We start from the raw sequence: 11,864 nt of genomic DNA on the forward strand, positions 1-11,864 counted from the left end.
GGAAGGGGCCGGATTATCCGGCCCCTGTCCATTATTGTTTGACCACGTTGATGAAGGCGCTGTCGTCGTCCAGCGCAAGGCTGGTATCCAGCGTCACGTGGTGGAACCGTGCGGCGGCAAAGTCATCATGGATGGCAAAGCCGACGGTATAGGTCTGCCCGGCCTCAAGCGGCACATCACCGGCTGCGCCCGAGTTCAGCGGACGGGTGAAGACCACGGTCCACATACCTGCATCAAGGCTGGCCGAGGCGGCGATGTCACCGTCATTGACCACACGCTGTTCCAGCAGATAGCCATTGTTGGCGCTGCCGTCCGCATAAACCCGCATCAGGTCCAGATAGGTGCCGTCTGCCAGGTATTGCTCGATCTGCTCTGCCGCTTGCAGTTTGTCCCAACCACCCAGCGCCTTGCCGCGACGGCCTTTGATTTCGACCTCGGTCCGGCTTTCGCTGATGTATTTGGTCACCGTGTCCTGTGCGGCCAGACGCCCCGAGACATCCCCGTTGGCGGCAATCGCCTCGGCACCCGGATCAAAGGGCATATAGCTGTTGTCGGCGTGGCACGAGGCCCAGCAACCCACCTGATCGCCCAACTCGATCCCGGTGCCGGTGATCATCATGGCAACCTTGATCTGGTTGTCGGGGTCCATCTTGCCACCGTCGACAAACGGCGCCGGGTTGTGACCTGCATCCGGCCATTGCAGGCGGATGTAGAGGCTTTCATCATCATGCGCTGCCTGAACGGTTGCGTCGATCACACCGCGTTTGCCGGGGATCGGCGTTGGTTCAAGCTCGCCACCAGCCACGATCTTGTTGCCGATCGCATCCAGTTCGGCGGCGTGACAGGTGGTGCATTTGTCCCCACCTTTGGTCAGAGGCCGTGCGCCGCCGTGGGATCTGCCGTTCTGGACCCATTCGAACGAGGCCTGACCGGGATAGAACAGCTTCATATCCGCAGTTGGCACCGCAGCCCAATCGACATTCGTGCCGACATCGCTACCGCCACCGGCCGGTGCAGCCGCTACTTCGCCCGAAGCTTTGGCCCGTTCTTCCGCAACCGCCGCGTCAACCGCTGCCGCGATCTGAGCCTGCACAGCTTCCTGCTGAGCCACACGCGCGGCTTTTTCGGCCTCGGCTTCGGCGGCTTCCTTGGCTTCGATCCGCTCAAGGCTGGCCAGGTATTCGGCCGGGATTTCGCGAATGAACGCGGGGTTCGGGGCTTCCAGTTCTTCCAGATACTCTTCGTCGGCCCGGTCGCGGGCGTCCGAATGTGCGATCCCCTTGTGACAGTCGATACAGGTCTGGCCAACGGACATGGCGTTCAGGTGCTGCTGACGGGCGCGGGGTTTCTGGAACTCGGGCATCATCGATTCGAAATCGTGACAGTTGCGACACTCGCGCGAGTCGGTGGCCTTCATCCGTTCCCATTCGTTCATCGCCAGATGCACGCGCTTGGCTTCGAACTTTTCGCGTGTGTTGATGGTGCCGACCATCTTGCCATACAGCTCTTTCGAGGCCTTGATCTTGCGGATGATCTTGTGGGTCCAGTCCTTGGGCACGTGGCAGTCGGAACAGACCGCGCCGACGCCGGATCGGTTCACGTCGTGAATCGTGCCGGTGTATTCCTCATAGACGAAATCGCGCATCTCGTGGCACGAGACACAGAATTCCTTGGTGTTGGTCGCTTCCATGGCGGTGTTGAATCCGCCCCAGAAGATAATGCCAGCGGCAAAGGCCGCAGCGAGACCGGCCACGGGCATCCCCCACAGGAAATACCGGCGCCAGATCGGTGGTTTTTTATCAGGTTCGGAGGTCATATCCGGGCTCCGTTGGCTGTTCTAACTGGCCCGGCGTGTCAGGCCGGCGCGTTTAGCTGATGGGGAAAACGAAGAAAGGGCGGGCGAGGGGCCCGCCCTTTCCGATTTGGGCTGCGAACCCGTCAGGTGACGTGGTTCGAGCGGTTGTAGACGTTGAACTTCCCGGTCGGAGCAAACAGCCCCTTCACGCGGCCGATCTCTTCCAGCGTCTTGGCGTCGTAGATCACGATCTCACCGTTCGGTTCTTTCGAGGTCGAGCGGTTCCACTTGGAAACCCAAACCTCGGATCCGTCCTGGTTGAACTCGAAGTGGACGGCGACGTTGCCTTCCTCTTCGGTGATCTGGATCGTTTTCACGATCTCACCGGTTGCCTTGTCGATGACCTGCACCGATTGCTGGATCTCAGGCTCGGGGTGCTTGGTCTGGTCGGCCCAGATGTAATCTGATTCCGGGTGCGTCCGGATGAACAGACCGGGTCCGTCGGTTTCGACCTCATAACAGGTCTGCCATGCCTGATCTGGGTGGCCTTCGGGGTCGTTGCCCCAAACGGTGACCGTGCCTTCGCCCAGGTGGGTTGTTCCGGCAACAGGACCGCAGTTCGGGTCATCCCAGTTGGCGCCCGGGCCGGGGTGCGGCAGCGGCGCGGTGTCGATCAGAGCTTCCAGCTTGTGGGTCTCGGTATCGACCACAACCATCTTGTTCGACGCGTTTGCGGCGATCTGGAAGTAACGGCCGGTTGGATCGAAGAACCCGTCATGCAGGAACTTGGCGCTGTCGATCTTGTCGATCCGCAGGTTGTCCAGGTCGGTATAGTCCACCTGCCACAACTGACCGAGTTCCTTGACCGCCACGATCCATGTGGGCTCGTTCGGGGTGGTGTAGATTGCGGCCACGCGGGCCTCTTCCACATAATCCCCGTCCACGTTGTAGCCACGGGTCGAGACGACCTTTTTCGGCTCCATCGTGTGGGCGTCGACGATCGCGAAATGCGGCGGCCAATAGGCCCCACCGATCACGTATTTACCGTCACCCGACACGGCCACGTCGCGGGCGTCATAGCCAATGGTCACTTCGGCCACCAGCATGTTTTCCGGGTTCTGCCACAGGTCGATCTTGGTCATCTTGCCGTCGCGGCCCATGGTGTACCAGAAGCGGCCCGGGTTTTCCGGCTCTTCCAGTTTGTGGTGCTCGGACGCTTTCAGCACGTGCACCGCGTAACCGGTCGGAATATGCGCCAGCACTTCCTTGGTGTCGCCGTCGATCACGGCCACCTTGCCCACGTCACGTTCGATGACCACGAAGAAGTTTTCCCAGTTGCGGCCATGCAGCGGCTCGGTCGGGTAATCTTCGGGTTCGACATAGACCTTGCGGGTCGCCATCATCTGTTCAAGCGACATCTCGGGCGGCTTGGGCGGCTCCATCTGGATATAGGTCGCCATATCGCGGATCTCATCCTCGGACATCACGTCCGAGAAGTTGTTCATCCCGCCCTCGGTGCCCCATGCGATGATCTTTTCAAGCCGGTCCTGACCCAGTTTCAGGGTCCCGGATTCGGTCACGGTACCATCGGCATTCTTTGTTTCCACCAACGGTTCAAGGCTTTTACCGGTGGCACCCTTGCGCAACACGCCGTGGCAACCGGCGCAGCGTTCAAAGTAAAGTTGCTTGGAAGACTCGAAGGCTTCGTCGCTAAGTGTCGGGTCTTCAGCGAAGGTTGGCGCGGCGACGCTGCCCAGCAGCATCGCCAAACCGACCCCGAAGGCGCGGCCAGTTTTGTTGTAGCTGATTCCAAGTGACATGATCACTCTCCATTTGCTGGTGAGGCAGGTCCAAGGGTGGGACATCACGCGTTTGTCATCCTTGACGAAAGTCAACGCTGTCCCGGCATTTCGTAAACAAAAGCGGAAAAAGGGGCCCCTCAGGCACTTTGAAAAACCTGTGTCTGAGGGTCATATTTTCCGCAGCTTTTGATTTTGGTTAAGTCGCGGTCAGGTGCGCATTGCTAGGGCTTGGAAAACACCAAGGAGAGCAGCAATGCCCGCAATCATCACACGCGTATTTGGTGAAGGGTTCCGTGTATTTTTTCTGTCGGCCGGTCTTTATGGCCTGTTTGTCGGTCTGGTCTGGGGCCTGTGGCTGACAGTGCCCTATCTGGCGCCGGAATACGGCATGACGCCGCCCATGTGGCACGCGCATGAGATGATCTTTGGCTATGCAACGGCGGCGCTTGGCGGGTTTTTCCTGACCGCCGTCCCGAACTGGACCGGCGCGCCGGACGCGCGCGCGCGGTTCATAACGCTGGCCGCAGGTCTGTGGCTGGCCGGTCGGATGGCGATGTGGTTTTCGGGGGCTCTGCCTGCGGCACTGGTGGCTGTGGTCGATCTGGCCTTTGTACCGATTCTGGCCGCCAAGATCCTGACGCAGCTGATCAAACGTCCGAAACCGCAGAACATGGTCTTTCTGGTTTTGCTCAGCCTGATCTGGGTGGCCGATCTGATGACTCATCTGGAATGGATGGGGATCACCAACGACACGCTGCAAACTGGGCTTCGGGCCGGGCTTCTGACCCTGTGTGCGATGATCGCCATATTGGGCGGGCGTATCACGCCGGCCTTCACGCGCAACGCGATGAAGCGCGCAGGCGTGCCCGAGGTCAACTGGCCGGTCTCGGCCCCGGCATTCGACAAGGCGGGAATGGCCTTGGCCTTTCTGGTGCCGCTCTGTGCCTTGATCCTGGGGGTCGGGCCGGTGGCGGGCGGGTTGGCGCTGGTTTTGGGCGTTGTGCAGATTCTGCGCATGGCCCGCTGGCGCGCGGTCTGGGCGGCCCGGCAACCGATTCTGCTGGCGCTGCATCTGGGGCTGGCCATGCTGGCGCTGGGTCTGATCCTTTGGGGGCTGGCGGTTGTGGGTCTTGGGAACGAGGTCGCAGCCCTGCATGTTCTGGGCATCGGCTGCGTCGGTGGCATGACCCTTGCGGTCATGAGCCGCGCCGCGCTGGGGCATAGCGGGCGGGCGCTGGTTGCGCCTGCGCCGATGGTTGTGGCCTATGGGCTGATGGCGGTGGCTGCTTTGTCGCGCTGGGTCGGGGCCGAGCTGAACGCCGGGTATCTGGTGGCGATGCTTTTGTCCGACGGTCTCTGGGTCGCGGCTTTTGCGCTGTATCTTGTCGCCATGTGGCCCGCACTGACCGGCCCGAAGGCCGCCAAATCAGGCTGATCCGACTTCCTTTCCATAGTCTTGACTTTCGTTAAGGAGCCACCGCGCCCTTACCGCCATTGTGACCAGACTAGCTAATCTGCGCAAAGGAGAGCGCGATGCGAGAAGTCATGACAAAGAGCATGGCCCGCAATATTTTCTATGGCGGGTCCCTGTTCTTCATCCTCATCTTTCTGGCCCTGTCGGCCCATTCCCACCTGTATATCGTGCGATCCGAAAACGCGGCGAAGCTTGATGAAAGCGTGGTGCGGGGCAAGCACGTCTGGGAAAAACACGCCTGTATCAACTGTCACACGATCCTGGGTGAAGGCGCTTACTTTGCGCCCGAAGTTGCGAACGTGATGACCCGATGGGGCGTGCTGGACGACCCGGAATCAGCCTTTGAGGCGCTCAAGGGCTGGATGGAGGCGCAGCCGACCGGAATTCCCGGTCGTCGGCAGATGCCCAATTTCAACCTCAGCGACGAAGAGCTTCGTGACCTGACCAACTTCCTGATCTGGACGGACAATATCGACGCTCAGGGCTGGCCGCCCAACGAGGCGGGCTGAGAAAGGGAACGGAGCAATGAAATACGAAACCCAAAAAATCGCCTATGCCTACTTTGCAGTAGCCATGGCCCTGTTTGCGATACAGGTTCTGGGCGGCCTTCTGGCCGGTCTGATCTATGTGTCGCCCAACTTCCTGAGCGAGCTTCTGCCGTTCAACATCGTGCGGATGCTGCACACCAACTCTCTGATCGTCTGGTTGATCCTGGGCTTCTTCGGGGCGGCCTACTTTCTGATCCCGGAAGAAGCCGAACGCGAGATCCATTCGCCCAAGCTGGCCTATCTGCAGCTGATCATCCTTGTGGTCGGTACACTGGGCGTGGTTGTGACCTATGTGTTCAACCTGTTCGAAGGCAACTGGCTGCTGGGCAAAGAGGGGCGCGAGTTCCTTGAACAGCCCAAATGGGTCAAGGCCGGTATCGTCGTGGCGGCGCTGATCTTCCTTTACAACGTGTCGATGACCGTTCTGAAAGGCAAGAAAACCGCAATTACCAACATCCTTCTGTTGGGTCTTTGGGGTCTGGCGCTGCTGTTCCTGTTTGCCTTCTACAACCCCGGCAACCTGTCCCTGGACAAGCAATACTGGTGGTATGTCGTCCACCTGTGGGTCGAAGGCGTGTGGGAGCTGATCATGGCCTCGATCCTGGCCTACCTGATGCTGAAACTGACCGGTGTTGACCGTGAGGTGGTCGAAAAATGGCTGTACGTCATCGTCGCCGCCGCGCTGTTCTCGGGCATCCTTGGGACGGGCCACCACTACTACTGGATTGGTACGCCTGCGTACTGGCAGTGGATCGGGTCCATCTTCTCAAGCCTCGAAGTGATCCCGTTCTTCGCGATGATGGCCTTTGCCTTCGTCATGGTCTGGAAGGGGCGCCGGGACCACCCCAACAAGGCCGCGTTGCTGTGGTCGCTGGGCTGTGCCACGCTCGCCTTCTTTGGGGCCGGTGTCTGGGGCTTCCTGCACACGCTGCACGGGGTGAACTACTATACCCACGGCACGCAGATCACTGCCGCACACGGTCACCTGGCCTTCTATGGTGCCTATGTCTGCCTCAACCTGGCGATCTTCAGCTATGCCATGCCGATCCTCAAGAACCGTGATCCGTATAATCAGGTGCTGAACATGGGCTCGTTCTGGCTGATGACCAGCGGCATGGTCTTCATGACCTTTGTCCTGACCTTCGGCGGAACCGTGCAGACCCATATGCAGCGCGTGGTCGGAGATTACTTCATGGATGTCCAGGACCAGATCGCGATCTTCTACTGGATGCGCTTTGGCTCTGGTGTGGTGGTCGTCTTGGGTGCGCTGCTGTTCATCTACTCGATCTGGGTCCCCCGGAAAGAGATCATTGAACCCGGCGCAGCCGAAACCCCTGCGGAGTGATGGATATGGACGGCTCCATGAAACTGAACGAGGGGGCGGCAAACGCCCCCTTCTACCTCGCTCAAGGCGATGAATGCGATGTGTTCTGCGCTGCTTACAAGAATGATCTGCCGGTCTTGCTGAAAGGCCCGACAGGTTGCGGCAAGACCCGGTTTGTGGCCCATATGGCCGCCCGTCTCGGTCGCCCGCTTTACACTGTGGCCTGCCACGATGACCTTGCCGCCGCCGACCTGATCGGACGCTACCTTCTGAAAGGCGGAGAAACCGTCTGGGTCGATGGCCCCCTGACCCGCGCGGTGCGCGAAGGTGCGATCTGCTACCTTGATGAGGTGGTAGAGGCCCGCAAGGACGTGACCGTTGTGCTGCACCCGCTGACCGACGACCGGCGCATCCTGCCGATCGACCGCACCGGCGAAGAACTTGAGGCCGCGCCTGGCTTTATGCTGGTGGCCTCATACAACCCCGGATATCAGAATATCCTGAAAACCCTGAAACCCTCGACCCGGCAGCGGTTCATCTCGCTGGAGTTCGACTTCCCCTCGCCTCAGATGGAGGCCGAGGTCGTCGCCCAGGAAAGCGGCCTGCCGCTGGAACGCTGCAAGCCGCTGGTCCGACTGGCCGGCAAGTTGCGCGGGCTGAAGGGTCAGGACCTTGAGGAAGGCGTCTCCACCCGTTTGGTCGTTTATGCCGCGACGCTTATTGCGCAAGGCATGTCCACCGACCGCGCCATCCTTGCCGCCATGATTGAACCTCTGACTGATGACGAGGACATCAAACGCGGGCTCCTCGATCTTGTCACGGCTGTCTTTGGGTGAGGCCGGCCGATGGTCAAGATCGATTTTGAGCCATGGGAACCCGAAGAAACGATCGGGAAACTGTGGCACACCCTTGCCAGCCGCCTCGATGCACCCCAGGTGCATGTTGGAGCCGCGGTCGACCTCTCAGAGGTCGCGGGGCGGCTGGCCGTCCTCTTTCGGGGACTTGGGGGTAGCCCGGGCGTTGAATTGCGCCCGGTCTCACCCGAAATTTCACACCACCGTCTGAACTGGCGCCGCCGTCTGGCGACCGAGGCCGAGATGATGCCGCGCGCCTCATTCGACGGTGAGGTTCTGCGCCTGCCCGACAGCCTGTCGGTTTTCCCCGCGCGCGAGGCCAATGGCGCGCTCTATGTCTGGCTGGCCGCCGCGGCGGCCCATGCCGGAACCCGCATTGACGAGGAAGATCCGCTGCGCGCCGATCTGCGCGCATTGACCGCTGCACAACAGATGATTGACGCGACACTGGAGGACGCGCCGGGCCTGCGCCCGCTTTACGTTGAGCTTTGCAAAGGTCTGCTGCATCACCGCGACGTCCCCGACCTGCCGCCTGTTGAAGCCGCAGTCGAAGACCTGATCCGCAACATGCTGGGCGATCCCGCACCCCTGTCCGACAGGGCCAAGGAATTGCTGGCGCTGGACGCCGATCTGACCGCCCCGCGCGGTTACCAGTCGTTCCGCCCTGTCCCGTTATGGCCGGAACTGCGCGCTGTCGGCTTCTCTGAACACAATGAGGTCGAAAACCCCGAAACCGAAGGCCCGCCCGAGGAATCGGGCGAGAAAACCCACCGCGCCCGCCGCCGCAAATCCGATCAGGCGAGCCGCAGTGACAGTTTTATCCTGCACAAGTTCGAAGCCATCCTAAGCTGGGCCGAGTTCCTGAACATCAACCGGCGCATCGACGATGACGACCCCGACAACGCCAAAAAGGCCGCCGACGATCAGGAAGAGATCGGGCTGGGCCAGATCTCCAAAGCGCCGCCGACGCGGTTGAAACTGCATCTGGATTTGGCTCCGGAGGATGTGAATCGCGAGCGTCTGTCGGGCCGTATCCTGTACCCTGAATGGGATGTACGCACCGGCCAGTACCTGCCGGATCACGTCAACGTCCTGCTCTCGGACGCCGATATTCGCGAGGATGCCGCCGAGTTTGGCAAAGACCCAGCCACCGCCCGTCGCATTCGCGCCGTCAAACGCCAGTTCGAAGCGCTGCGCCCCGGTCGCGTGATGAAACGCGGCCATCTGGACGGCGATCAGCTGGACATCGAAGCCGCAGTGCGTGCGCAAGCGGACCGGCATGCCAGTGGCGAAGGCAACGAACGTGTCTGGATGCAATCCCGCCCCGAGGCACGCGATCTGGCAGTGTCCATCCTGCTGGATGTCAGCCGATCCACTGAAAGCGCCGTCACGGGCCGCGCCGTGATCGACATCGAGCGTGAAGCACTGGCCGCGCTTGCCTGGGGCCTGAATGCCTGCGGCGACGATTTCGCCATCCATGCCTTCAGCTCGCTGAAACGCCAGCGCGTCTATGTGCAGCGCTGCAAACGGTTTGACGAGCCGATGGGCACCAAGGTTGAACAACGCATCGCGTCGCTGCGCCCGGGCCACTACACCAGGCTGGGCGCGGCGATCCGCCATTGCTCTGCCGATCTGGCGGCGCAGTCGCGCAAACGCCGCTTGCTGCTGGTCATCACCGACGGCAAGCCCAACGATCTGGACCATTACGAAGGCCGCCACGGGATCGAAGACACCTGCATGGCCGTTCGCGAGGCGCGCCGGACCGGGCATTCGGTCTTTGGCGTCACCATCGACAAGACCGGCAAAAGCTGGTTCCCACGCATGTTCGGACAGGGTGGTTTCGCGGTCATCCCCGACCCGCACCGCCTGACCATGGCGTTGCCGCAGATCTACCGCCAACTGGTCGGCGCATGAGCGACGCCTCTCTGATCGACGAGCTTCCGGGCGAGTTGCTGATGTGGGTGCTGATTATCTCGGAACTGCTGGTGTTCGGCGCGGGCCTGATCGCCTTCATGGGCGTCCGCCTGACCGACCCGGCAGGATTTGCCGAGGCGCAATCGCATCTCTATCGCACTGGCGCGGCTTTCAATACCGTGGTCCTTGTGACCTCAGGCTATCTTGCCGCGCTAGCGTTGCGCTGGCGCCGCGCCGAACGCCGCCTCAAATCCCGGCTCGCCCTGACCGGGGCCGCGGCGCTGGGGATCGTGTTCCTGATTATCAAAGGCGTGGAATACACCGGCAAGGCCGCGCAGGGTATCACCTATGAAACCCACTCGTTCTTCCTGTTCTACTATCTGCTGACCGGCTTTCACGCCGCCCATGTGCTAGCCGGGGTTGGTATCCTGCTACTGGTCACCTGGCGCGACGATCCAAACAATATCGAAGCAGGCGCGCAGTTCTGGCACATGGTCGATCTGGTCTGGATCATGCTGTTCCCCGTAATCTACCTGCTGGGATAATCGCCATGCTCGCCCCTTCATCTTTTCCCAAATACTCCCGCCGGAGGCGTCCTGACCCGCTCACACGTGCCTGGCTTGGCCTGCTGGCGCTCAGCCTGACGTCAGCGCTGATAACGCTTCTGCATTCCCCCCAGATAGCGGCTGCCGGTGTGCTGGTTCTCGCCCTGATCAAAACGCGGCTGATCCTCGCGCAATACCTGGATCTGGCCCACAGCCCAAACTGGTTGCGGGGGTTCACCATGGTTCTCACCATCTTCTCGGTACTGATCTTCGGCCTCTACCTGATCTGAAAAAAGCCGCCCCCGAAAGGGACGGCAGTCTGCAAAGCAAAGGGAGGCTTTGTTTATTGGGCTGCCATCGGCATCCTCGCGATCTGACAGCGTTGCCACAGGGCCGACAACGCCCCCACAAGATGGTCGATATCTTCATCGGTATGAACCGGTGACGGCGTGATCCGCAGACGTTCGGTTCCTTTCGGGACCGTGGGATAGTTGATCGGTTGGATATAGATGCCAAACTCCTCCAGCAGCGTGTCCGAGATGAACTTGCACTTTACCGGATCGCCCACCATCACCGGGATGATATGGCTGGGGTTGGGAAGATGTGGAATGCCCTCGGCATCCAGCCGGGCGCGGACCTGGGCCACGCGGGCTTTTTGCAGGTCTCGCTCGGCATTCGACTGTTTCAAATGCCGGATCGAGGCCGCAGCCCCGGCAGCAATCGACGGGGGCAAAGCGGTTGTAAAGATGAACCCGCTGGCAAAACTGCGCACGAAATCGCACAGCGCGGCTGAGGCCGCAATGTATCCGCCGACCACACCAAAGGCTTTGCCCAGCGTCCCTTCGATCACGGTCAGGCGATCCATCAGGCCTTCGCGTTCAGCTATTCCGCCGCCGCGCGGACCGTACAAACCAACGGCGTGCACCTCGTCCAGATAGGTCATCGCGCCGTATTTGTCGGCCAGATCGCAAATCTCTTTGATCGGGGCGATGTCGCCATCCATCGAATACACCGACTCAAAGGCAATCATCTTTGGCGCATCCGGATCAGCGGCGGCCAGTTTCGCCTCGAGATCCTCCAGATCGTTATGTTTCCAAATCACCTTTTGCGCCCGTGAATGGCGGATGCCTTCGATCATCGAAGCGTGGTTCAACGCGTCCGAAAACACGATCAGACCGGGGATTTTCGCCGCCAGCGTCCCCAGCGCGGCCCAGTTTGACACATAGCCCGAGGTAAACAGCAGCGCGGCTTCCTTGCCGTGCAGATCGGCCAGTTCGGCCTCAAGCAGCACATGATCATGGGTGGTGCCGGATATGTTCCGCGTCCCGCCCGCGCCCGCGCCGCAGCGGTCCAGGGCATCGTGCATTGCCGAAATCACTGCCGGGTGCTGGCCCATTCCAAGATAATCGTTCGAACACCAGATCCGTACGTCCCGCTGGACCGGCCCATCGGTTTGGCGCGCATTCGGGAAAGACCCGCAGCGGCGTTGCAAATCGATGAAGACGCGATAGTTGCCTTCGTCCCGAAGGTCATCAAGGCTCTGGGTAAAGAATCGCTCGTAGTCCATGTTGCGGGCTCCCCGGATTACTGGCTTTGGATCAAGCGTAA

General features: G+C 60.8%; 10 protein-coding genes. 7 read left to right on the top strand and 3 right to left on the bottom strand.

Annotated elements, in window-relative coordinates:
* Positions 1-31: 31 nt before the first annotated feature.
* Positions 32-1,816: a NapC/NirT family cytochrome c gene (locus ACR0E6_RS13810; protein ID WP_480584341.1), complete on the bottom strand. Its 1,785-nt coding sequence runs from the start codon at positions 1,814-1,816 to the stop codon at positions 32-34.
* Between the two features lie 122 nt (positions 1,817-1,938).
* On the bottom strand, positions 1,939-3,615 hold the full coding sequence (locus ACR0E6_RS13815) for a cytochrome D1 domain-containing protein (protein WP_480584343.1): 1,677 nt from the start codon (positions 3,613-3,615) through the stop codon (positions 1,939-1,941).
* Positions 3,616-3,850: 235 nt separating this feature from the next.
* Between ACR0E6_RS13815 and ACR0E6_RS13820 the strand changes: the two genes are divergently transcribed.
* From ACR0E6_RS13820 to ACR0E6_RS13850, 7 genes are all read left to right on the top strand, one after another.
* Positions 3,851-5,032 carry an NnrS family protein gene (locus tag ACR0E6_RS13820; protein ID WP_480584345.1) on the top strand — a complete coding sequence of 394 codons (1,182 nt, stop codon included), beginning with the start codon at positions 3,851-3,853 and terminating at the stop codon, positions 5,030-5,032.
* Positions 5,033-5,130: 98 nt separating this feature from the next.
* Positions 5,131-5,580 carry a c-type cytochrome gene (locus ACR0E6_RS13825; protein ID WP_170622465.1) on the top strand — a complete coding sequence of 150 codons (450 nt, stop codon included), beginning with the start codon at positions 5,131-5,133 and terminating at the stop codon, positions 5,578-5,580.
* Positions 5,581-5,596: 16 nt separating this feature from the next.
* Positions 5,597-6,964 (top strand): cbb3-type cytochrome c oxidase subunit I, encoded by a 1,368-nt coding sequence (locus tag ACR0E6_RS13830; protein WP_170630743.1) that lies wholly within the window; start codon positions 5,597-5,599, stop codon positions 6,962-6,964.
* Positions 6,965-6,969: 5 nt separating this feature from the next.
* Positions 6,970-7,779, top strand: coding sequence for an AAA family ATPase (locus ACR0E6_RS13835; RefSeq protein ID WP_480584348.1), 810 nt, complete (start codon positions 6,970-6,972; stop codon positions 7,777-7,779).
* A gap of 9 nt (positions 7,780-7,788) precedes the next feature.
* The gene (locus ACR0E6_RS13840; protein ID WP_480584350.1) at positions 7,789-9,711 is read left to right on the top strand and encodes a nitric oxide reductase activation protein NorD; all 1,923 of its coding nucleotides are present in this window, start codon (positions 7,789-7,791) and stop codon (positions 9,709-9,711) included.
* Entirely contained in the window at positions 9,708-10,256 is a 549-nt protein-coding gene (locus tag ACR0E6_RS13845; protein WP_480584352.1) for a cytochrome c oxidase subunit 3, read from the top strand. The genes ACR0E6_RS13840 and ACR0E6_RS13845 overlap by 4 nt, the downstream gene beginning before the upstream one ends.
* Positions 10,257-10,261: 5 nt before the next feature.
* Positions 10,262-10,546, top strand: a complete 285-nt coding sequence (locus ACR0E6_RS13850) for a cytochrome C oxidase subunit IV family protein (protein WP_480584354.1) — start codon at positions 10,262-10,264, stop codon at positions 10,544-10,546.
* 53 nt (positions 10,547-10,599) lie between these two features.
* On the opposite strand, the gene hemA is transcribed toward ACR0E6_RS13850, so the two are convergent.
* On the bottom strand, positions 10,600-11,823 hold the full coding sequence (gene hemA / locus ACR0E6_RS13855; protein ID WP_480584356.1) for a 5-aminolevulinate synthase: 1,224 nt from the start codon (positions 11,821-11,823) through the stop codon (positions 10,600-10,602).
* Positions 11,824-11,864 lie beyond the last annotated feature (41 nt).

Source organism: Ruegeria sp. AP12, assembly GCF_056540025.1.

Excerpts from the sequence above, each read along its gene's own strand:
- ACR0E6_RS13820 (WP_480584345.1), top strand. The coding sequence starts at position 3,851 with ATGCCCGCAATCATCACACGCGTATTTGGTGAAGGGTTCCGTGTATTT.
- hemA (WP_480584356.1), bottom strand. The coding sequence starts at position 11,823 with ATGGACTACGAGCGATTCTTTACCCAGAGCCTTGATGACCTTCGGGAC.
- ACR0E6_RS13850 (WP_480584354.1), top strand. The coding sequence starts at position 10,262 with ATGCTCGCCCCTTCATCTTTTCCCAAATACTCCCGCCGGAGGCGTCCT.
- ACR0E6_RS13835 (WP_480584348.1), top strand. The coding sequence starts at position 6,970 with ATGGACGGCTCCATGAAACTGAACGAGGGGGCGGCAAACGCCCCCTTC.
- ACR0E6_RS13815 (WP_480584343.1), bottom strand. The coding sequence starts at position 3,615 with ATGTCACTTGGAATCAGCTACAACAAAACTGGCCGCGCCTTCGGGGTC.
- ACR0E6_RS13810 (WP_480584341.1), bottom strand. The coding sequence starts at position 1,816 with ATGACCTCCGAACCTGATAAAAAACCACCGATCTGGCGCCGGTATTTC.
- ACR0E6_RS13830 (WP_170630743.1), top strand. The coding sequence starts at position 5,597 with ATGAAATACGAAACCCAAAAAATCGCCTATGCCTACTTTGCAGTAGCC.
- ACR0E6_RS13840 (WP_480584350.1), top strand. The coding sequence starts at position 7,789 with ATGGTCAAGATCGATTTTGAGCCATGGGAACCCGAAGAAACGATCGGG.
- ACR0E6_RS13825 (WP_170622465.1), top strand. The coding sequence starts at position 5,131 with ATGCGAGAAGTCATGACAAAGAGCATGGCCCGCAATATTTTCTATGGC.
- ACR0E6_RS13845 (WP_480584352.1), top strand. The coding sequence starts at position 9,708 with ATGAGCGACGCCTCTCTGATCGACGAGCTTCCGGGCGAGTTGCTGATG.